The organism is Prevotella phocaeensis (assembly GCF_900065875.1).
GTDB classification, from domain to species: domain Bacteria; phylum Bacteroidota; class Bacteroidia; order Bacteroidales; family Bacteroidaceae; genus Prevotella; species Prevotella phocaeensis.
The window spans coordinates 19,728-41,385 of the sequence record NZ_LT160621.1 but is presented as its reverse complement, the minus strand read 5'-3'; the positions used below and the strand labels follow the sequence as shown (position 1 = coordinate 41,385).

16 protein-coding genes are annotated in these 21,658 nt (G+C 46.2%); 10 read left to right on the top strand and 6 right to left on the bottom strand.

Features of this window, described 5'->3' with window-relative positions:
* Positions 1 to 12 precede the first annotated feature (12 nt).
* The 4 genes from BN3912_RS02560 to BN3912_RS02545 are packed head-to-tail and all read left to right on the top strand — an operon-like array spanning position 13 to position 6,545.
* Positions 13 to 1,557: a hypothetical protein gene (locus tag BN3912_RS02560; protein ID WP_230204627.1), complete on the top strand. Its 1,545-nt coding sequence runs from the start codon at positions 13 to 15 to the stop codon at positions 1,555 to 1,557.
* Between the two features lie 25 nt (positions 1,558 to 1,582).
* The gene (locus BN3912_RS02555) at positions 1,583 to 5,053 is read left to right on the top strand and encodes a hypothetical protein (RefSeq protein WP_023984536.1); all 3,471 of its coding nucleotides are present in this window, start codon (positions 1,583 to 1,585) and stop codon (positions 5,051 to 5,053) included.
* A 44-nt stretch (positions 5,054 to 5,097) separates the two neighbouring features.
* Positions 5,098 to 5,670: a hypothetical protein gene (locus BN3912_RS02550; protein WP_023984537.1), complete on the top strand. Its 573-nt coding sequence runs from the start codon at positions 5,098 to 5,100 to the stop codon at positions 5,668 to 5,670.
* A gap of 50 nt (positions 5,671 to 5,720) precedes the next feature.
* Positions 5,721 to 6,545, top strand: coding sequence for a zinc ribbon domain-containing protein (locus BN3912_RS02545; RefSeq protein WP_023984538.1), 825 nt, complete (start codon positions 5,721 to 5,723; stop codon positions 6,543 to 6,545).
* A gap of 68 nt (positions 6,546 to 6,613) precedes the next feature.
* On the opposite strand, the gene BN3912_RS02540 is transcribed toward BN3912_RS02545, so the two are convergent.
* The 3 genes from BN3912_RS02540 to BN3912_RS02530 are packed head-to-tail and all read right to left on the bottom strand — an operon-like array spanning position 6,614 to position 9,844.
* Positions 6,614 to 7,852 carry an ABC transporter permease gene (locus BN3912_RS02540; RefSeq protein WP_023984539.1) on the bottom strand — a complete coding sequence of 413 codons (1,239 nt, stop codon included), beginning with the start codon at positions 7,850 to 7,852 and terminating at the stop codon, positions 6,614 to 6,616.
* Between the two features lie 19 nt (positions 7,853 to 7,871).
* Positions 7,872 to 8,621, bottom strand: a complete 750-nt coding sequence (locus BN3912_RS02535; protein WP_023984540.1) for an ABC transporter ATP-binding protein — start codon at positions 8,619 to 8,621, stop codon at positions 7,872 to 7,874.
* A gap of 47 nt (positions 8,622 to 8,668) precedes the next feature.
* Complete coding sequence (locus BN3912_RS02530) at positions 8,669 to 9,844, bottom strand: efflux RND transporter periplasmic adaptor subunit (RefSeq protein WP_023984541.1); 1,176 nt, start codon at positions 9,842 to 9,844, stop codon at positions 8,669 to 8,671.
* A 158-nt stretch (positions 9,845 to 10,002) separates the two neighbouring features.
* Between BN3912_RS02530 and BN3912_RS02525 the strand changes: the two genes are divergently transcribed.
* A complete protein-coding gene (locus BN3912_RS02525; protein ID WP_004368300.1) occupies positions 10,003 to 11,367 on the top strand; it encodes an MATE family efflux transporter in 1,365 nt (454 codons plus the stop codon).
* Positions 11,368 to 11,451: 84 nt separating this feature from the next.
* Here the strand turns inward: BN3912_RS02525 and BN3912_RS02520 are convergent, their stop codons facing one another.
* Positions 11,452 to 12,258 carry a hypothetical protein gene (locus BN3912_RS02520; RefSeq protein ID WP_143150401.1) on the bottom strand — a complete coding sequence of 269 codons (807 nt, stop codon included), beginning with the start codon at positions 12,256 to 12,258 and terminating at the stop codon, positions 11,452 to 11,454.
* A gap of 116 nt (positions 12,259 to 12,374) precedes the next feature.
* Here BN3912_RS02520 and rmuC point away from each other — a divergent pair, with 116 nt between their 5' ends.
* The 5 genes from rmuC to BN3912_RS02495 all read left to right on the top strand — a co-directional run bounded on the left by rmuC (position 12,375) and on the right by BN3912_RS02495 (position 17,401).
* Positions 12,375 to 13,745: a DNA recombination protein RmuC gene (gene rmuC, locus BN3912_RS02515; RefSeq protein ID WP_004368302.1), complete on the top strand. Its 1,371-nt coding sequence runs from the start codon at positions 12,375 to 12,377 to the stop codon at positions 13,743 to 13,745.
* Entirely contained in the window at positions 13,732 to 14,211 is a 480-nt protein-coding gene (locus BN3912_RS02510; protein WP_036859691.1) for a low molecular weight protein-tyrosine-phosphatase, read from the top strand. Before rmuC ends, BN3912_RS02510 begins: the two co-directional genes overlap by 14 nt.
* A gap of 292 nt (positions 14,212 to 14,503) precedes the next feature.
* On the top strand, positions 14,504 to 15,154 hold the full coding sequence (gene nth / locus BN3912_RS02505) for an endonuclease III (RefSeq protein ID WP_023984544.1): 651 nt from the start codon (positions 14,504 to 14,506) through the stop codon (positions 15,152 to 15,154).
* Position 15,155: 1 nt separating this feature from the next.
* A complete protein-coding gene (locus tag BN3912_RS02500; protein ID WP_036859693.1) occupies positions 15,156 to 15,866 on the top strand; it encodes a DUF2461 domain-containing protein in 711 nt (236 codons plus the stop codon).
* Positions 15,863 to 17,401, top strand: a complete 1,539-nt coding sequence (locus BN3912_RS02495; protein WP_023984546.1) for a ComEC/Rec2 family competence protein — start codon at positions 15,863 to 15,865, stop codon at positions 17,399 to 17,401. The genes BN3912_RS02500 and BN3912_RS02495 overlap by 4 nt, the downstream gene beginning before the upstream one ends.
* Here the strand turns inward: BN3912_RS02495 and BN3912_RS02490 are convergent.
* Entirely contained in the window at positions 17,391 to 18,110 is a 720-nt protein-coding gene (locus tag BN3912_RS02490; RefSeq protein WP_023984547.1) for an ABC transporter ATP-binding protein, read from the bottom strand. The two genes, BN3912_RS02495 and BN3912_RS02490, sit on opposite strands and share 11 nt — an antisense overlap.
* 4 nt (positions 18,111 to 18,114) lie before the next feature.
* Positions 18,115 to 21,603, bottom strand: coding sequence for a preprotein translocase subunit SecA (locus tag BN3912_RS02485; RefSeq protein WP_023984548.1), 3,489 nt, complete (start codon positions 21,601 to 21,603; stop codon positions 18,115 to 18,117).
* Positions 21,604 to 21,658: the final 55 nt, after the last annotated feature.

Below are 21,658 nucleotides of genomic sequence, written 5' to 3'. Positions count from 1 at the left end.
TGAAAAAGAATGATGAGACTATTCTTATTTTTAGTTGGCGGTACTGGCAGCCGTGTTATGCGTCCGCTCATTATGCAGTTTGCTGCCGGAATTCATCCGGTCGACGATAACGGGAACCCCATATCCTTGGAGGTGATCCCCATTATTGTAGATCCGCACAAGGCAAACGAAGACCTGAAACGTACCGATAACCTGCTGCGCTGGTATAAGCAGCTTCGTAAATCTCTATATGGCGAGAGTGCTGACGTGGCAAAGGGTTTCTTCTCTGTCAAGATTTCATCGTTGAGTGATATTCTGCCTAACGGCAGTAACCTGAGTGATACGTTCCTTTTCAATATGGGAGCAGTGGAGTCGAAGAAGTTTCAGGATTTCATTGCCTATTCCACATTGGATACAGGAAATCAGGCTCTATGCTCGATGATGTTCTCCGACGATCAGCTTAACACCAAGATGGATATCGGCTTTGTGGGCTCTCCGAATATTGGTTCGGTGGCGTTGAACGAGTTTAAAGATTCCGAAGAGTTCAGGCAGTTCTCCAACGTATTTCAAAAGAACGATCGTATTTTCGTGGTTAGTTCTATCTTCGGCGGCACGGGGGCGGCAGGTTATCCCATTATAGTTAAGAACATTCGCAATGCCGGAAATAATGCCCAAATAAACAATCGCGGTAATTTGCGTGATGCACGGATAGGGGCTTTGACGGTTTTGCCGTATTTCAATGTGCAACAGGATGAGAACAGTCCTATCTCGCATGCCGATTTTATCTCGAAAACAAAGTCGGCCTTGTTCTATTATCACGATAACCTGACGGGGCTGAAACGAAATGGAGTAGACATACCCATGTCGAAGATCAATGCTTGTTATTACTTGGGAGACGAAATTCCCTCTAATCCGTATTTCAATGATCCCGGTGGTAACGGGCAGCGCAATGATGCCCATGTGGTGGAGTTTGTGGGTGCATTGGCCGTACTCGATTTTCTTTCCATGCCCGATGAGCAGCTGCAAACTATCGATGGTAACGCGATAAATCCGGTATTCAAGGAATACGGGCTCGCCAGTGATAAGACAACGCTGTCGTTGAAAGACTTCGGAGTGTCTACACGTGCACTGATCAATAAGCAGTTTATTAAGTTCCATCTTGCCTATATGTATATTACAAATCAACTGAAAGCAGATATCGGCAGAGGTTATACGGAAGACAAACCCGAAATAAAGAACAGTTTTCTATCCACAAGTTTTTATTCTACGCTGACAAGCGACTTCTTTGTAGGGTATCGTTTGTGGCTAAAAGAGTTGAAAGGCAATCAACGTAGCTTTCAACCTTTTAATCTGAATACGGATAAACTGAGCGATGCACTTACCGATATTGCACCGAAAAGCGGTCTTTTTAAGTCGGTAATCGATTATAAAAGCGTACTTTCAGCGTTGAATAAAGCCTCGCAGCAAGCCGTAAAAACGCAGCAGTATGGTACCGATAAAGTGGCGCTGAAACTTTTAGATCTGCTTGATGAGACGCTCGACAAGTTGGTAGACGAGAAATACGATTTGTTTTCATAACCGGTAAAAGCAAGAACAAACAAACATGTCAAAGATATTATCATACAATAAAAAGACAACCGGTGAGGGTTGGATACCTTTGAATAACCAGTATCATGCTGATGAAATCGACATGATTGATGATCCTAACGGTGGTCTTTCGCAACATCCGCGTACTGCAATCCCATCCCCGTTCGCTCAGATGGACTTGGTAAAGAATGCATTCAAGCGTCTTTCCATGCATACAAGTCTGAATGGCGAGGCTATGGATGAGAAACTCGTTGCCAATGCACTCGATGTGGCACAGCTGTTTTTCAATTATACCGAGCTTCGCAACCGGTTGCATATTGTGGAATGGAACCGTGCGACAGCGCTCGATGGGCTGAAAAACTCTTCTCAACATAAGCTGTTGGGCGAGACAATAGAGATGTTTCTTGAACAAGATAAGGAGGCTTTTAACTTCGACCGTATGGATCGTTTGTACTTTTTGGTACTTGGAAATCAGGTCATCGGCAGCACTTCTCCCGTTACATTGTTCATGTCGACACCCAATGCGATGCCCCATGTATTCGATATTCCTGTAGAGCAGAACGTGAAATTGTTCGACCTATGGCGGCCGCTTTATATGCGTAACGAACGTTTTATTAAGTACATTTACGCTTTGTTTACGGCTTATCCCGACTTGAAGAAACTCTGTAGCGAGGTTAATGCTTACCTCATTGCCAATATGAAGTTGCTTTCGGCAGACATGCAGAATGAGATTTTGAAAGAAATAGGTAATCCCTTGGTGTACGATGTTGCCAATGTAGAGAAGGCACGTTCGTATCTTGATACTAATTTCGATCGTCTGGATGAGGGCGTTCAGGCACTTGGAGTTCCTTTCTATTGTGCACGTGCCGAAGATATACAGGCTGCCATTGCACGGAGCGACTTTATGATAGTAACTTCGCGTGCGACAGACGAACGGCTTCCGTTGGTATTGCAGAACCATTTGAATGCCACGTCTATCGATCCATTCAAGTATATTACCGGCGCTTGGGATGATACCACGGCCATACAACCGGAGGATTATGTATTGGAACCCGATAAACGTATTCTCCCTGCAACTACGCATCAGTACCCTTGGTTGACCGATGACGACTTCTTCCAACCATCGTTGATCAAGCTCGATTATACGTTAGACCGCGATTGTTTCTTCGATGGAAACCTTTCTATCGGTAGTAGAGAGACAGACGATTGCGACTTTGTGCTCCCGTTGAAGCCCATTTATTTCAAATACTTTGATGTAAAAGACCTGTATGGAACAATAGGCGGCCGTCCGAGGTTCGAACTCCAGCACTGCAAGAACGGACAAACGGAAACCGTAACAGCCATACTTCGTATTCCTGTACAGAAGCAGAACGGATATATTACCCTCAAGCGAATTTATGTAGCGGCAAACAGTGTCGATACAACTTACGATATGAAGAACAATCGGGGGTATTTTATTACTGTGCCGTTTGCATTGAGTATTTTCCCGTTTGTACGTACGCAGGGCCTGAAACAATACAATGTGCAGCTGATAGACCGTGCACTCGGCATGCTTGAAAACCACCATTTATCTTTGTCTTTCTATAAGAATGGCTATCGAAACAAGGTGCCCGATGCCGATATTCTTATGCGTAACCGGTCGTTGAAGTCAGAAAAACGTGTAGGATCGAGCTATTATTGCTTGCATAGCGATTTTGATTATATCGGCATAACGCTATCTGATGGCAACGAAAACCTTACTGCCGAGGGTGTTATTTGTCCGCGGTGGCCGGATTATATACCCGGGCACGAGGCATTTACATTTGCTGTCGACTTCGGTACCACCAATACGCATGTGGAAACTATGTGCGGAGCAAACATGCCGGAACCCCTTAAGATAACTTCTGCATCGCGCGACCGTTTGCTCGCCACATTATATAATGGAGAGAGTATCCTATACGATGTTATTCTTAAACAGGAGTTCTTGCCTAAGAATATAGGCGAAGATTACGGTTTCCCACAACGTACAGTGCTTTCGGAATGCGAGCGTTTAGATGCCGAGAATGCCGATTATATCGTGGCGCTCGGCGATGCAAACATCCCGTTCATATACGAGAAAGAGTCTATTGGTTACGGAAATCGCATCGTTCCGAACCTGAAATGGTCTACAGAGATGGCAAACAGCAAGCGTGTGAAGGCATATCTTACCGAATTGGCGTTGCTCATGCGTACCAAAGTATTGCTGGAGAATGGCGATATATCTAAGACTCGTCTCGTTTGGTTCTATCCGCTGGCCATGAAAGTCGGCAATATACGCAAGATGGGCGACATGTGGGCAAAGACTTTCCGCGAGGTCTTCGGAGTGCGCGATACCGAGACGAACCTTATACAAATGCCCGAGAGCGTAGCTCCCTATTATTTCTATAAGAGTTCGAGTACGTTCCGCGGGGCAGCGTCTACCGTGGCAAGCATCGATATAGGAGGCGGTTCGAGCGACGTGGTGGTATTTGAATCGAACGCACATCAGCCGGTTATGCTCACTTCTTTTCGGTTTGCCGCCAACGTACTCTTTGGCGACGGTTTTTCAGACGTACCTCATGGCGACACAAACCCCATGCTTATGAAGTACGTAGATTACTTCAAGCGCCTTTTCGACGGCGATGACGACCGTTATGGCGAACTTAACGGCATCCTCGATGATATAACTGCCAAACGTAAAAGTGAGGATATCAACACGTTCCTCTTCTCTGTAATAACCAATAAGGTAGTATCCGGCAACGATGTCTTCTCGTATAACATGCGCTTGAACGAGGATGAACAGCGGAAGATCATATTCATATATTTCTATGTTGCACTGATTTATTACGTTGCACGTATGATGAAGCACCGACAAATCGACAAACCGCGCAGCATTATGTTTAGCGGAACAGGCTCGAAAATACTCGATATCGTAGGTAGCAATCGCGACTTAGACCAGTTGACGCAGACTGTATTCGAGCGAGTTTACGGAGAAACTTACGATACAGATGGCCTTTCGGTGATCATGGAGAAGCGCGAACCCAAGCAAATTACATGTCGTGGCGCCCTTATGCAGGTGAGAGATCATGCCGGATGCGAACAGGTAAGCGAGCTAAATCGACTGATGGACAACTTCGACAGTTCTCTCAAGTATAATTATTCCATGATAGATAAGGAATGCCTGACTTATGCAGACATGGAAGATGGCGATATACGCAGCCGAATTGTAGGAGAGGTGAGGGCTTTTAACGATTTCTTCGTACAACTCTGCGACGATATTCGAGTAGTAGACCGCTTTCTTGTAGACAACAGGTCGTTGCAACAGTTCCGCGAATATGTAAACAAAGACTTGGAACACCATCTGCTTCATGGCTGGAACTTTGTAAACAAGAACCAAGAGGATAGGAATGCAACCGACACGATTGAAGACACTGTGTTCTTTTACCCGATAATCGGGAGCATCAGAGATAACCTGATAGAGCACCTTTAATGCCTTGACAGAAAGAGTGATAAACTAAAATTTGCAGAAGAAACATGGGGAATATATTTTCGGGTTTGCTCGGTAAACAGGGCTCTTCGGAGCAACAACCGGATGTGGTGGGGCAGTCTGCCGGAGATACAGGCGCCGCCGACCTTTTCTCTCAGTTGAATGAACGGATAACATCTTTAGAGAATAGAATAAATAGGTTGGAGGAAGAATTGCGACAACTCTCGAAACGTGAACGACAGAGTGCCGGTGTATCGCAGGTAGACAGTAAGGATAACGAACTTGCAATGCCTGTTTACGGGCAACAGAGGCAACTCTTTCTTGCTGCACCCACTACAGATGGCGTTTTCAGTCATGCCTCCTCGGTGGAACAGATTGGGAAAAGCATCTATCAACTTACTACAATGGATGGGGTAAACGGCAGTTTTATCTTGCTTGATACGCCGGATGCCATTGCTACAGCTATGATCAGCGTGTCGCAGTTTATAAAACCAGTGTGTAAAGTTGGTGGAAATGTGAGCGGTTATCCGCGCCACATCATCACCGAGGAAGAGGGTACAGCCGTGAAGGACGGTGAGCATTGGAAGATGATGCGTAAGGCACAAGTAAGGTTCGAATAGTGCCTATCGCTCTTTTTGCATACAACAAGATATGAAAAGAAAAGAAACTGATGGAGATAAAATGTCCTAAATGTAGATTTAGATACGATACGAAAGCGCCATCGGGGATGAGTGAAATTGCCTGTGTTTGTCCTCGTTGCGGTACTCCTTTCACTTATATCTTACCCAAGGATGAGGCTTTGTCGGCAAAATATACGGAAGATGTCTCTGCAATGCTTCACGAAGAAGAACCTTTAAAAGATGGGCAAGAGCCGGTGGCAACGGCCGTTACGGCACATAAAGGTAACGAAATTTATGATGAGATTACCGGCTACAACGCCGATGTGCGTAGCGATTACCGCAACGAGAGTGCCAAAGAGTGGCAGCATGTTGCGCCTCCACCCTTGCTGCATGTGCCGTCTGGTCATAATCGGGGCTGCTTGAAAGGTTTCTTGTTGGTCTTGGTATTGATGGTGTTTGCTATCATTCTGGCTTTTAACACCTGCAAATCTTCTGGCAGTATAGACGAAATTCAGACCGAACATGTGGTGCAGAGTTCTTCTGTAGGTTCTCCGGAACGGGATGAAAGCATGCGGGTAGAGGAAGATTCTGCCGGATCATCCGACGGATATGAGGAGGTGCATCCCGAACCGATACCCGATTGGATACAAGGAAGATGGATTTACGATACCTCTTACGGTAGGATAGTACTGACGATAAAAGGTAAATATATTTCGGAAACACTCGATGGAAAGACGAGCAATGGCACCTTTTATTATCAGCAAGGCAAGTTGCATTGCGATTTTAAAGATAGTACCGAGACCGTTTATCTGGTAGACGAAGCGGCCAAACAGATAGATGCGGGCGATGGAATGTATATGACGAAGCAGAAATAAAAACAGGGGAGCGGTTATCGTTCCCCTGCTTTTATGATGCGTATCTGCCATCTGTGGCATGTTTGTTTTTATTCGTATCTGATGGCTTCTATAGGATCGAGCTGCGCTGCTTTCTTTGCCGGATACCATCCGAAGAACACTCCGGTGAAAGTACATACGGCAAAACTCATCGCTATACTCCAACTCTGTATGTATATAGGCCAGTGGGCCAACAGTTTTATAGCATACGAAGCGCCTATGCCGAGAGCCACTCCGATAACGCCGCCCGTAACGCTTAGCAGGATCGCTTCTATCAGAAATTGGTTCAATATGTCTATTCCTCTTGCGCCGACACTCATTCTCAGACCGATTTCACGGGTACGTTCGGTAACGCTCACATACATGATGTTCATGATGCCTATGCCGCCCACGATGAGCGAAATGCCCGCTACGCAGCCCAATAATATAGTGAGCATGTTGGTAGTAGAATTCATCATGCTCGACAGTTCCTCTTGTGAGCGTATGTTGAAATCGTCGTCATCGGCTTCCGTTGTATCGGTTGCGTCTTTCAGCTTATGGTTCCGACGCAAGATGGCGGATATTTGATCGGTGGCTTTATCCGTAACTCCCTCCGTTATGGCAGAGCATTGTATGCCTCCCAAGTATGTTTGTGCCAATATACGTTTCATTACTGCCGTATACGGAGCCAGTGCCAAGTCGTCTTGATCCATACCCATAGAGTTGTAACCCTTTTTCTTCAATACGCCTATCACGCGGAAAGGAATGGAGTTGAAACGTACCACCTTGCCGATAGGATCGCTGCCATCGGGAAACAGGTTCTTAACAATCGTCTGTCCGAGGATACATACTTTGGCGCTGGATTTGATTTCAGCGTCGGTAAACATATCTCCATCTTCTACTGTAAGCTGCCTTATCTCAAGATAGTCTTGATTGACACCGTAGATAGACGACGGAGTATTGTTGTTACCGTATATGAATTGGCCGCTACTATTTACCACCGGACTGATGGCCTTGATATATGTACACTCGTTTTTGATATCCTCGTAGTCTTTCATCTTGAGTGTTTCCATCGACGAGGCATCTTGTCTTACACCGCCACGCATATCGGCTCCGGGACTTATCATAATCATATTGGAGCCCATTTCGGCAATATTTGCCTGTATACTTCGTTTGGTTCCTTGCCCTATGGCTAGCATGGTAATCACCGAGGCAATACCGATAATGATGCCCAATGCCGTGAGAAACGACCGCATTTTATTAGCTGCGATGGCTCTTAAGGCTATTTTTAAGAGGTTTATATAATTCATATATTGTTGCTGTAATTAACTATTCGTCGGAATTTGTAGGCAATGCGGCAAGTCCGTCTGCCGCCGACAAGATGTCTTGATTATACTCGTCGCTGATCACTTGCCCATCTCTAAGCTGAATGTTTCGGCTCGAATAGTGCGCAATGTCGGGATTGTGTGTTACGAAAATGATTGTCCTACCCTCGGCATGCAGCTTTTGAAAGAGCACAAGGATTTCGAAACTCGTCCTTGTATCGAGGTTCCCAGTGGCTTCATCGGCCAGTATAACGGCAGGATTGTTAACTAATGCCCGCGCTATAGCTACGCGCTGCATCTGTCCGCCGGACATCTGATTGGATTTGTGATACAGTCTGTCGCCCAAGCCAACGGCTTTCAGCGCTTCCACAGCACGGTCGAACCGCTCTTTGGCGCTTACTTCAGCGTTATACATCAGCGGGAGTTCCACGTTTTCTACGCTTGTCGTCTTGGGCAAGAGGTTATAGTTTTGGAAGATAAAACCTATCTTCCGGTTCCTTAGAACGGCACGCTGCGACTTCGACATCGTGCGTACAGACACGCCGTCCAAGTAGTATTCGCCGCTCGAAGGGGTATCCAAGCAGCCCAACTGGTTCAATAGAGTAGACTTACCCGAACCGGATTTCCCCATTATAGTTACGAACTCACCTTCGTATATCTTGAACGACACGTCACGGAGAGCATGTACAGTTTCGTCGCCTACGAGGAAATCGCGCTTTACATGTTGCAGTTCTATGACAACTTTCTTATCCATATTTATTCTTTTTGTTTCGGCTGTGCAGGGTAGGGTTACGTTTTACCTTACTTTTTCCTGCCCCTTGGGCCCGGTGCAAATGGACTACTTTCTTGATTGTTGCTTGTTTCTTGTTCGTTGTTCGAGCCCACTTTGATGGCTGTTATCACTTCCTTACCTTGCGAAATGCCGCTCAAAATCTGCGTATGCGTGCCGTCTGTCATACCGATGTTCACGGCATGTGCTTTCAATGTATTGTTGTTTTCGAGCGTCCACACCTTGTTCTTAGCCTCCGTGTCTACAATCTTCTTGTTGCCCACAGTCTCCTTGGTGGGCGTAAAGCGCAGCGCTTTCGACGGTACGCTCAATACCCCTTTGCGCTCGGCCGTGTAGATAGTGACGTTAGCCGTAAGTCCCGGCTTCAGTTTAAGGTCTGTATTGGGCGCACTGATCACCACCTCGTAGGTTACAACGTTATTTGTAGTCGTGGCTTCCTGCCTTACTTGCTTCACTACACCCTCGAACTTGTCGTCCGGATAGGCATCTACAGTGAAGGTAACTCGCTCTCCGTCGGCCACATCGCCGATGTCTGCCTCGTCTATATCTGCCACCACCTGCATGTTGGTCAGGTCTTTGGCGATGGTAAACAGTTCGGGCGTGCTGAAACTTGCCGCTACCGTCTGCCCCTCTTCTACGCTTTTAGACAGCACGATGCCATCGATCGGCGAGGTTATAGTGGCATATCCCAAGTTCGTTTGTGCCTTCCTGACCGTCTCTTGTGCCGATGCTACCTGTTCTTTAGCCTGCTTGTAGGTCAGCTGGGCATTCTCGTAATCGTCGGCGCTCACCAAACCTTTCTTGTACAGAGTGGCATATCTTTTAAAGTTCTCGGCCTGATAATTCAGCGTACTCTGTGCACTTGTCAGATTTGCTTGGGCTGTTTTCAGCTCACTAATGAGGTTTGTCTTGTCGAGTTCGGCAATAACTTGACCTTTCTTCACCACACTATTGTAGTCTACATATAACTTGTTAACGATGCCCGACACCTGTGTACCTACGGTAACCGATGTAACCGGCTCTATCGTACCCGTGGCCGTGATGCTGTTTTGTATGTTTGCAGGCGCCACCTTTGCTGTATCGAAAGCAATTTCTTCTTTCTTCTCGTTGCCCGAGAGCAGCCATGCAGCCACTGCCGCTATGAGCACTATGCCCGCTGCTATCCATACTTTGCTAACCTTCTTCATCTGTCTGTTATTCTTTCGTTATCATTTTTTTCGTTTGGTTATTTGACCGTATAATCATCGGAAAGTTTATTTGCGGGCGTTTATCTTAACATAAATTTGGAATACATCTGTCTTCCGTCTTTGTTTTATGCTTAACTTTGTGCAGACAAGTGCACTCAATGAACAGCAGAAACAGCCAAATACTTCGTTTGGCATTGCCCTCTATCGTATCGAACATTACCGTTCCGTTGCTCGGGCTGGTAGATCTTACGATCGTCGGTCATATGGGCGATGTGGCTTATATCGGCGCTATCGCCGTGGGATCGATGATTTTTAACGTCGTTTACTGGATATTCGGTTTCCTTCGCATGGGCACCAGCGGCATGACATCGCAGGCACTCGGCGCACGTAATCTGGCAGAAGTCATGCGGATGCTTGTGCGTTCATTGGCGATAGGCGGAGCAATAGCGTTGCTGCTCATTGTGTTTCAGTGGCCTATACGATGGGTTATGCTCTCGATTATGCACCCTTCGGCACAGGTAACTCCCCATGCAGTCACCTATTTTAATATATGTATCTACGGCGCACCCGCCATGCTCGGGCTTTATGGCCTTACGGGATGGTTCATAGGCATGCAGAATACCCGCATTCCGATGATGGTCTCCATTTTACAGAACGTGGTGAATATCGTGGCAAGTCTATCGTTTGTCTTTTTTCTTCATTGGAAAATCGAGGGCGTGGCCGTAGGAACACTCGTTGCACAGTGGGCAGGTTTCCTCGTTGCATTGGCCTGCTGGGTGCGGTATTACTCACGATTGAACCGCTACGACTGGCACTCGTCGCTCTTCGACCGTAAGGCGATGAGCCGTTTCTTTACCGTCAATCGCGACATTTTTCTGCGTACACTCTTCTTAGTTGGCGTGAATTTCTTCTTTATATCGGCCGGAGCGCGGCAGGGAGACGTCATTCTGTCGGTAAATACTCTGCTGATGACGCTCTTTACCCTGTTCTCTTACGTGATGGATGGCTTTGCTTATGCGGGCGAAGCCCTTAGCGGTAAGTACTACGGAGCCCGCAACCGTGAGGCGTTCACCGGACTTGTGCGAGCCTTGTTTCGTTGGGGTGCCGCCATGGCAGCGGCTTTTACGTTGGTTTATGCGGTGGGCGGAAACGCTTTCCTTAGCCTGCTTACCAACGAAACGCTTGTGGTAGAGGCGGCCGAACCTTACTTTTATTGGGCGGTATCGATACCCGTTGCGGGCGTTGCGGCATTTATCTTCGATGGCATTTTCATCGGAATTACCGCTACGCGCGGCATGCTCGTCTCGTCTGTAGCGGCCGCCTTGGCGTTCTTTGCGATAGACCTGTTGCTGCAACCCGTCATGGGCAATCATGCTCTGTGGCTTGCTTTCATTGTTTATTTGGCCATGCGAGGTGCCGTGCAATGGCGGATTTTCGGCCGACAGAGATGGGAGGAGGAACCTTCCCCTGCCCCTCCAAAGGAGGGGAGTGCCTTGCAGAAGCCGGATAAACTATCCATCTAATTGCCTTAAATGGGTAATATAAGCACGTTACAAAACTCTTCTATGGTGCTTAGATGGCCTGTCTAAGCGTGAAGTTTCTATGTGCTATCTTTCGCGCTCGTTCCAAATGGCGTTGAAATCGGCCTCGGTAATCAGTGCTTCTTCTATAGGTTCCTCTTCATAACAGTCGTAAATAAGCATTTCGAAGTCGTACGATATGCTCCTTTCGTCGTGTCTTTCATCGTAAAATTCGGTAGATGTTGCACTGCGAAGAATGGCGCGTGTTACGCTTTCATGATTGTATTCAGCATAATAGGTTTTATCGTTGAAGCATTCTTTGATATACTTCTTTCCGGTAAATGATGTGCTGACGAGGTTCGAGAGTACGTCTCTAATCTCTCTTAACAGCTTGTCTGTAGCCTCTTTTCGGGCAAGTTGAACACTGATGGTTAACGATCCGAAAGGCACATCGCTAACGATTGTCGGTTGCAGAGGTACTGAAAGTCGGCCGAAACTGTCGCGTATTTCTGCGATTTTCATCTCGCATTCTTCTTGAAGATGTTCCACGTAGGGATTGAGATTATAGAGAAAATGAATGTTGAAAATATTCTTATTATGCGTTATTTCCAACAACCAGTAATTGTCTTTATATGCAGATAGCGACGTAGGGGAGTAATAAAATTCTTCAAAACCGCCTTCTGTAACAAGAATATCGGTAAAACGTCGCCACTTTCGCCGGATTTTAATTTGCTTGAGACCATAGCATATCTGTTGTAGAATAATGAAAGATATGATTAGGATAGCAAGAAATAGAAAACTATACCTTACGTCCGGACTGACGATAAAGTAAAAGATGATAAGCAATGCGCCAAGTATTACTACTATAGTTAGCCAACAGTCTAATCGTTTCATAAGCATGTGTTTTGCACAAAGATAAGAAATATTCGGAAAGTGTGCAACATTTTGCGGCATAAAATAAAACATGCGTTTTATTTTGGAGTGCGGTCTTTTTCAGCTATCTTTGCGGTATGGAAATAGTATTCTTGGTTGTTGGCGTCGTTATAGGCGGCATAGTAACCTATTTTGTGTTGAATGCGAGGCAGAAAGACGCGGCTGCCAAGCTGATGTTAACTACACAACAGCTGGCGCAGGAGCAGTCGGCAAATAGGCAGTTACGGGCCGATATGGATGGTGCAGTGGCCGAAAAGCGCGATTTGCAGGAGCAACTTACGCAGTTGAAGATAGACCTTGAGCGCGCCAACACGCAGTTGCAGGCCGAGCAGGAGCATAATTCGAAAGAAGCAGAGATGCGGAAAGAGCAGTTCGAACAGCAGCTAAAAACCGTTCAGGAGCAGTTCTCGAACCTTGCAACCCGTGTGCTCGATCAGACGGCAGATAAGCTGAAACACTCTAATTCGGAGTCGATGGAGAGTATCACCCGCCCGTTAAAGCAGAACATAGAGCAACTTCATCAGGTTATCCAGACCACTAATAGCGAAACAACCAAGCATACAGCATCGTTATCTCAGCAACTTAAGGAGATGGCAGAGCAGACGCAAAAGATCGATGCTACCGCTACAAGGCTGACAAACGTTATACGCGGCGGTAACAAGGCGCAGGGGAATTGGGGGGAGAGACGCCTCGCAGAGTTATTAGAAAGCCAAGGACTGCGCCAAGGAATAGACTATGACATGCAACAAACCATCACTGATGACAAGGGAAATGCCGTTCTGAACGACGAAAGCGGTAGGCGTATGATCCCCGACGTGATACTTCATTATCCGAACAACGAAGATGTAATCGTTGATTCCAAAGTATCTATCGATGCTTATTATAATTATGTGAACACCGAGGACGAGGGTTTAAAGCGGAAATATGCCGAAGATTTGGTGCGCAGCATACGCACTCAAGCCTTCGGTTTGGCCAAGAAAGACTATAGCAAGTACGTTCAAAAGCCGCGAAAAGCTATCGATTTCGTCATTATGTATGTGCCTTTCGAGGGCGCTTTGCAGCTGGCGTTGGCCACAGAACCCAAGATTTGGGGCGAAGCATTCGACAGACAAGTGCTGATAACGAGCCAGCAAAACCTCATAGCTATACTGAAGATGATCCAGATAGCATGGCGGCAGTACGCCCAGACGGAAAATCAGAAGAAAGTGTTCGGTATGGCTGAAGAGCTTCTGAAGCGTGTAGGAGACTTCATAAAACGCTTTGATAAAGTGAAAAAGGATATAGAGAACCTGCACAGAGATTACGACGATGCCTACAGTAAAGCCTATACAGGTCGCCAAAGCATTGTGCAGAAGGCCAACGAACTGAAGCAACTCGGCGTAAAGGAGAGCGCCAATCAGCCCATACCTGATACGGAACCCAACCTTTTGGAAGATGAAGAAGATTAAACTATTGTTCGTTTGTTTGGGTAATATATGCCGAAGTCCGGCGGCAGAGGGCGTAATGAAGCATATCGTACACCAAGCCGGCGCCGACGAAATGTTTTATATAGACTCGGCAGGCATAGGCGATTGGCACGTCGGACAGTTGCCCGATGCCCGTATGCGCAGGCATGGAGCGGCGCGAGGTTATGATTTCGGCAGTCGTGCACGGCAGTTCAAGCGCGACGACTTTAAGCGTTTCGACTGCATATTGGTAATGGATCACGACAATTTTCGTATGGTCAATGCCATGACAAACGACGAAGAAGACCGCCGAAAGGTGCATCTGCTGACGGAATATCTTACGGAACACCACGACGCAGCCACTGTTCCCGATCCTTATTACGGCGGAAGCGCCGACTTCGACTATGCTTTAGATTTAATCGAAGATGCCTGCCGCGGTTTATATCATAAATTAACGATTTCTGTATAGAGCCAGCTTATCGGCGGCAAAATCTGTGGACAGATAGGACAATGGAAGCCTAAATTGCCAAAATATCTATGCACTGATATCGGTAGAGCAGATAAATAAGTCTCGTATTAGATACATCTGTTTGTTATAGACAGTATATCTGATGTGAGATTTCTCCGTATTCTGTGTTCTCAGGAGCACCGGTCGCAGCTTTTTCATTTATCGTCTTGTATAGACAAATGCAGCTGTCGGGCCTTAAAAACAAATGAATTTATTTTGCATTTTATTCTACTTGCAGTAACTTTGCATTGTTATGAATAGAAAAGAACGCTATGTTTACATTTTGAATTACTTCCGTAAAAAGATGCCGAACGTGTCGACAGAGCTACATTTCGGGAGCGCTTTTCAGTTGCTTGTATCAACGTTACTCAGTGCACAGTGTACGGATAAGCGTATCAATCAGATTACTCCGGCGTTATTCCGGCGCTATCCGACGCCGCAGAAAATGGCTAAAGCAGAGGTAGAAGATATACTTGAGTATATTAAAACGGTGAGCTATCCGAACGCGAAGTCGAAACACCTTGTGGAGATGGCACGGATGATCGTTGATGACTTCGGGGGTATCGTTCCTGAAACGATGGAAGAGTTGACGAAGTTGCCCGGAGTAGGGCGTAAGACTGCCAATGTATTGCAGGCAGTTTGGTTTGGTAAGGCCACTATGGCTGTAGATACGCACGTGTATCGTGTGAGTCATCGACTGGGATTGGTACCGAAAACGGCCAATACACCCTATAAAGTGGAGCGTGAACTGTTGCGGAATATTCCGAAAGAAGACGTGCCCGACGCACACCATTGGTTGCTGTTGCACGGCCGTTATGTATGTTTAAGCCGGATACCCAAGTGCCCTGAGTGTCCGTTTGATAGCTTCTGTCCGAAATTGTTGGAGAACTCGAAATTAGAATAACATGGATGCAAAAAGAATAATCCGATTTTTGAAAGACGTATCGGCTAATAACAATCGTGAATGGTTTCTGGCACATAAAGATGAGTATCTTGCCTGTAAGGAGGATTACGAAGCCGGTGTAGCGAAAGCAATCGCGGCAATTACGGAGTTCGATCCTACCGTTTCGCACATTACACCTAAGGATGCGTGTTTCCGATTTTATAGAGATACGAGATTTTCACAGGATAAATCTCCTTACAAGAACCACATGGGAGCCTATATTTGTGCACATGGCAAGAAGTCGCTGCATGCGGGATATTACCTGCATATAGAGCCGGGACGATGCATAGTTTCCGCTGGTTCTTATTGGTTGCCTACTAATATATTGACTTCGTGTCGTAATGAAATCATGGGTAATATCGATGAATGGCGCAAATGTGTGGAGAATGGAAAATTCGTAAAGTATTTCGGTTATGCCAACGAGGGGGAGTGGAACGATGAATATATGTCCCCAAAAGGGTTCGGACTGACACATCTTAAGACGGCTCCGAAAGACTTCCCGCGCGATTATGAGTTCTTGGAATACCTGAAAATGAAGGATTATGCCTGCTGGAATACGGTGGGAGACGATTTCTTCAATGGCGATAAATGGCTGGTACGAATGGCGGATATGTTTAAAGTAGCTAAGCCGATGATGGATTTTATGAACAGTGTGATTGATGATTATGAATGAAAATAGACGGTAATATTCAGTTGTTTCCGCTGTTGCGCGTGGCGCTTGTATTGATTGCCGGTATTGCAATAGGCAGTTATGTGGGCGACGGTCTGCCAATGCATGTTTGGTTCGTGGCTCTAATCGCCTCGCTCTTGATGGCGTTGATAGGTTATAAAAGGCGGCAATTGCAGAGTGTGATGCTATTATTGTCGACATTCCTATTGGGTGCATGGATGCTGTCTGTCCGCGAAACCGAATATCGGAAAAACGTTTATGGAGATTGTACTTATAAGGCAGTAGTAATAAGTCGCCCCGTTGTTAGGGGAAAAGTGTTGCAATGTGATCTGCTTATAGCATCGGGACCTATGAAGAATAAGAAAGTTAAAGCCTCGATCTTGCGGGATACCATAGACAAAAGATACCTTCGACTGGCACAGGGTGACGGGATTATTGCCCGTTCTGTTTTGGAAAGACCGAAGAACTATTATACTCATTCGCACTTCGATTATGCTTTATGGCTCCGTATTCACGGTTACGAAGCGAAGACTTTTGTTTATTACACGAATTGGCAAAAGGCAGAAGTAGGGTTGGGCGATCTGTCGAGAATGGAGCGTATCCGACTGAAGGCACGACAGTTTCGCGACCGATTGATGGCACATTTCCGTGCTTATGGACAGACTGAACAAGATTATGCCGTCGTGGCAGCGATGACGCTGGGGGATAAAAGCATGCTTTCAAAGGCCATGAAAGAAGAATATTCTTTAGCCGGAGCATCCCATTTGCTTGCACTTTCGGGGCTTCATCTCGGCATCATTTACTTCATGCTTACACTTCTGTGCTTGGGGAACAGACGTTTTGTACTTGTTCAAGTATTCATTCTTACGGTTATTTGGACGTATGTGGTTATGGTAGGAATGGCACCGAGCGTGCTGCGTTCTGCCATAATGCTGACTGTTTATGCCTTTGTAACCTTGCTAAATCGTAAACGTATGTCGGTTAATGTTTTAGCCTTGGCGGCTATCGTTATGCTGATAGCTGATCCGCTCGTACTGTGGGATGTGGGTTTTCAGTTGTCGTTCATGGCCGTGATGGGTATTCTGGTATTCTATTTTCCGCTTTATCATCTTGTTAAAGACCAGATACTTTTTACTTCGAAAGCCGTTCGTTGGCTTTGGGGAATGGTTGTGGTCTCCATATCCGCACAGCTCGGTACAGCTCCATTGGTGATGTATTATTTCGGAAACGTCTCTTTTTATTTTCTTCTTACCAATCTTTTTGCCGTTCCGCTTGCCACCATTATTCTATATTGCGTGTTTATATCGGTGCTGACGGCACCTTTCCCTGCACTTCAAAGCGTTGTAATTGCCCTGTTGTCTGCAGTGGCGGGCGTATTAAATCGCGGTATCGCCGTGATAGCATCGCTTCCCGGATCGCATATAAGCAATGTAAACGTCAATTTCTATCAAGTTGTACTTATGTATTTGTTGATAGGGTGCCTTTATGGTTTAGGCTTCTATTGCAGAAAAATGGTAAGAAGTGCTCCTAAATACTGAAGTATTCTTCCAGTTCTTTCTCCGCACATCTGTTGTTGTTCGGTAGGTCTTTGATAATGCGACCGTGCTCCAATAATGCGATGCGCGTACTTATTTCTACGGTATGCTGTAGATTATGACTGCTCACAATGACGGTTGCTCCCGTTTTTTGGTTATAATCGAGCAAAATTTTCTTTAGGACATTCTGGCTTGAAGGATCGAGAAAATTGAAAGATTCGTCGAGAATAATCAATTTGGGGTGCGTGAACATAGCTGATATAATACCTATTTTCTGCTTGTTGCCGGCAGAAAAATCACGGATAAGTTTCTTTTGTCCGAGAATTTCATTGCCCATGAAAGTCTTGAATTCTTCGAGTTGAGTTTCGATAGGGGCGCCATTCTGATTGTTCACTGTGCTAATGAACTCAATATACTCCTCTGCTGTAAGGAAATCAATTAGAAATCCTTCGTCGATATAAGCACCGGTAAATTGTTTCCAGACTTCGGTTTTCGAGGGCTCTATTTCCCCTTCAATCTCTTCGTCCGATATTAATATCCTGCCAGAATCGGCATTCACGAGGTCGAGTAGCAAGCGGAAAAGGGTGGTTTTCCCTGCACCATTGTTACCTACAAGGCCGAGAATTTCGCCTTGTTCGATTAAAAAATCGGGGATATTGACAGCAGTCTTATCCCCGAATTTCTTTATTAATTGTTTAAATTTGATTTGCATATCTTTATCTGATGTTCCTGCCATGGCAGTTCTTGAACTTCTTTCCCGAACCGCAAGGGCACGGATCATTAGGACGCGGCATCTTTTCTTTAATGATAGGAGCCTGCGGTTGGCGTGCTGTTTCGCGTGTATCTTGATGCGCAGCGGCCGCTTGATGAGGATCATTCAGCTCTTGTTTCATCTCATTATAGCGTTGGCTTCGCTCTTCGGGGGCTGCCTCGCGCACTTCGTCTTGCTGCATTTCGGGAATTTGTCCACGCATTAAGATGCTTGCCGTGCGGTTGTTCATATCATCGATCATAGTATCCCAGAGCTTAGCACTCTCGAGTTTGAAGATCAAAAGCGGATCTTTCTGTTCATAAGAGGCATTCTGCACGCTGTGACGCAGTTCATCAAGCTGGCGTAGGTGCTCTTTCCAATCGTCGTCGATGATATGAAGAAGAGTGACTTTCTCAAACTGTTTCACCACATCTTTAGCCTCAGAATCGTACGCTTGCTTCAGGTTACAAGGGATGTTGTATACACGTTTGCCATCTGTAATGGGCACCATAATCCGTTCATACATCTGTCCTTGATTTTCTTCTACCTGCTTTATGATCGGCCATGCCACGCTCTGTATGCGGTCTGTCTTACGTTTGAATGCGGCCATAGCATCTTGGAACGATCGTTCTTCCAAGTCGTTTCTCTTGTTATTGGCAAAATCTTCTTCGGTAAAAGGTACCTCCATGGCAAGAACTTTTAGGAACTGTTCCTTGATACCCTCGTAATCGTTGGTCTCGATGATATTCACTACACGGTCCCAAATTACGTTCGTAATATCCATACCTATACGTTCTCCCATGAGTGCATGGCGACGCTTCTCGTAGATAACAGTACGTTGTTTGTTCATAACATCATCGTATTCGAGCAGATGTTTACGGATACCGAAGTTGTTTTCCTCTACTTTTTTCTGGGCACGTTCTATACTTTTCGAAATCATAGGGCTCTCAATGCGCTCCCCGTCCTTAAATCCGAGACGGTCCATAACACTGGCTATGCGCTCGGAAGCGAATAAACGCATGAGTTTGTCTTCCAAAGAAACATAGAAAACAGAACTTCCCGGATCGCCTTGACGGCCGGCGCGACCGCGCAGCTGGCGGTCTACACGACGGCTTTCATGTCGCTCTGTGCCGATGATAGCCAATCCTCCGGCGGCTTTCACCTCGGATGTAAGCTTGATATCCGTACCACGACCGGCCATATTAGTGGCTATGGTAACGGCACCGAGCAGGCGTTCTTCTTGTTTTACAAGTTGTTCTGCCTGTTTCAATGCTCTATCCATATCGTGCTTGTCTATCTTTTTTTCCTCAATAAGGAGTTCTGCCTGATGCTCTGCTGCCGTATCTTTGTCGATGAAGCCTCTGCCGTCTGTACTTACCCAAGCCTGCCCCTTATTGGACCGACCGGCCTCTGCAACGATATCTGCCTCCTTTTGATGGAGCTTTGCGTTCAACACCTGATGCGGTATTCTACGCATTTGAAGCATCTTGCTCAGCAATTCCGAGATTTCTACTGATGTGGTTCCGACCAGACAGGGACGCCCGTTAAAGCGCATATCCATAATTTCTTCGATTACGGCATTGTATTTCTCGCGTGCTGTTTTATACACTCGATCGTCCATATCCTTACGTATAACAGGGCGATTTGTCGGTATTTCTACGACATCCAGCTTGTATATGTCCCAAAACTCGCCTGCCTCGGTGCTTGCAGTACCCGTCATACCGGCGAGCTTATGGTACATTCGGAAGTAATTCTGCAAGGTAATGGTGGCGAAGGTCTGTGTGGCAGCTTCGACTTTTACATGCTCTTTCGCCTCGATAGCTTGGTGCAAACCATCGCTCCAGCGGCGTCCTTCCATGATACGTCCCGTCTGTTCGTCTACAATCTTTACCTCCCCGTCTATCACGACATACTCATCGTCTTTGTTAAACATGGTATACGCCTTGAGCAGTTGCTGCAAAGTATGCACACGTTCGCTCTGTACACCATAGTGAGCCAATAGCTCATCTTTCTTATCGAGGCGGTCCTGATCGCTAATATTGGTTTGTGTTTCGAGATTAGAAAGCTCGGATGCTATATCCGGAAGTACGAACAAATTGCGGTCGTTTACCTGATTTGCCAGCCATTCTGTGCCTTTATCGGTGAGATCGGCAGAGTTTAATTTCTCGTCGACCACAAAGTATAACGGTTCTACAGCCTTGGGCATCTCGCGGTTATTGTTCTGCATGTAATACTCTTCCGTCTTGAGCATGCCTGCTTTGATGCCCTCTTCGGAGAGATATTTGATAAGCGGTTTGTTCTTAGGCAGGCACTTATAAGAGCGATAAAGTGCAAGAAAACCCTCGTCCGCCAGTTTCTGATCCTTGTTTTGCAGCCCTTCCGTAATCTTTTGTTTGGCTTCGGCAAGGTATTGGGTGGCCAGTTTACGCTGAACATCTACCAGTCGTTCTACTAATGGTTGATATTCTTCGAACATCTGATCATCGCCTTTCGGCACCGGTCCGGCAATGATGAGCGGCGTACGGGCATCGTCTACGAGCACCGAGTCAACCTCGTCTACGATGGCATAATTATGGGAACGCTGCACAAGATCGGCAGGAGAAATGGCCATATTGTCGCGAAGATAGTCGAATCCGAACTCATTGTTGGTACCGAAAGTGATGTCTGCAAGATAAGCATTGCGACGCTCCGCCGAGTTCGGGCGGTGCTTGTCGATACAGTCTACCGAGAGTCCGTTGAACTCATAAAGCGGCCCCATCCATTCCGAGTCGCGCTTGGCAAGGTAATCGTTCACGGTTACAACGTGCACGCCATTGCCCGTCAATGCGTTCAGGAATACCGGCAGAGTGGCCACGAGCGTCTTTCCCTCACCGGTAGCCATTTCGGCTATCTTGCCTTGATGCAGGGCAATACCGCCGAAGAGCTGTACATCGTAGTGTATCATTTCCCATTTCAGGTCGTTTCCTCCGGCCGTCCAATGGTTATGATAGATGGCTTTATCACCGTCGATGGTAATAAAATCTTTCTTCGGATCGGCAGCCAGTTCGCGGTCGAAATCGGTTGCGGTAACAACAGTTTCTTCGTTTTCGGCAAATCGGCGGGCTGTATCTTTCACGATACTGAATGCCACGGGCATAATATCATTAAGGGCTTTCTCGTATATATCGAGCACTTCTTTCTCGAGTTTGTCTATCTGATTGAAGATGTTCTCGCGTTCATCGATGGGTGTATCTTCGATATTCTCTTTCAGTTTTGCAATCTGCTCCTTTTGTTCCTTAGCTGCATCTTGCACATATCTCTGTATTTCTTTGGTTTTTGCACGCAATTCATCGTTGCTAAGTGCCTTTATCTCCGGATAGATGGCATTTACACTTTCGACGAGCGGCTGAATGAGACGCATATCGCGTGCAGATTTGTCTCCGAAAAGAGACTTTAATAGCTTGTTAAAATTCATTTTATCGTATTGTTTTTATTTTCCTATATATAATTAATGTGCAAATTTACGAATA

Excerpts from the sequence above, each read along its gene's own strand:
- BN3912_RS02560 (WP_230204627.1), top strand. The coding sequence starts at position 13 with ATGAGACTATTCTTATTTTTAGTTGGCGGTACTGGCAGCCGTGTTATG.
- BN3912_RS02555 (WP_023984536.1), top strand. The coding sequence starts at position 1,583 with ATGTCAAAGATATTATCATACAATAAAAAGACAACCGGTGAGGGTTGG.
- BN3912_RS02550 (WP_023984537.1), top strand. The coding sequence starts at position 5,098 with ATGGGGAATATATTTTCGGGTTTGCTCGGTAAACAGGGCTCTTCGGAG.
- BN3912_RS02545 (WP_023984538.1), top strand. The coding sequence starts at position 5,721 with ATGGAGATAAAATGTCCTAAATGTAGATTTAGATACGATACGAAAGCG.
- BN3912_RS02540 (WP_023984539.1), bottom strand. The coding sequence starts at position 7,852 with ATGAATTATATAAACCTCTTAAAAATAGCCTTAAGAGCCATCGCAGCT.
- BN3912_RS02535 (WP_023984540.1), bottom strand. The coding sequence starts at position 8,621 with ATGGATAAGAAAGTTGTCATAGAACTGCAACATGTAAAGCGCGATTTC.
- BN3912_RS02530 (WP_023984541.1), bottom strand. The coding sequence starts at position 9,844 with ATGAAGAAGGTTAGCAAAGTATGGATAGCAGCGGGCATAGTGCTCATA.
- BN3912_RS02525 (WP_004368300.1), top strand. The coding sequence starts at position 10,003 with ATGAACAGCAGAAACAGCCAAATACTTCGTTTGGCATTGCCCTCTATC.
- BN3912_RS02520 (WP_143150401.1), bottom strand. The coding sequence starts at position 12,258 with ATGAAACGATTAGACTGTTGGCTAACTATAGTAGTAATACTTGGCGCA.
- rmuC (WP_004368302.1), top strand. The coding sequence starts at position 12,375 with ATGGAAATAGTATTCTTGGTTGTTGGCGTCGTTATAGGCGGCATAGTA.
- BN3912_RS02510 (WP_036859691.1), top strand. The coding sequence starts at position 13,732 with ATGAAGAAGATTAAACTATTGTTCGTTTGTTTGGGTAATATATGCCGA.
- nth (WP_023984544.1), top strand. The coding sequence starts at position 14,504 with ATGAATAGAAAAGAACGCTATGTTTACATTTTGAATTACTTCCGTAAA.
- BN3912_RS02500 (WP_036859693.1), top strand. The coding sequence starts at position 15,156 with ATGGATGCAAAAAGAATAATCCGATTTTTGAAAGACGTATCGGCTAAT.
- BN3912_RS02495 (WP_023984546.1), top strand. The coding sequence starts at position 15,863 with ATGAAAATAGACGGTAATATTCAGTTGTTTCCGCTGTTGCGCGTGGCG.
- BN3912_RS02490 (WP_023984547.1), bottom strand. The coding sequence starts at position 18,110 with ATGCAAATCAAATTTAAACAATTAATAAAGAAATTCGGGGATAAGACT.
- BN3912_RS02485 (WP_023984548.1), bottom strand. The coding sequence starts at position 21,603 with ATGAATTTTAACAAGCTATTAAAGTCTCTTTTCGGAGACAAATCTGCA.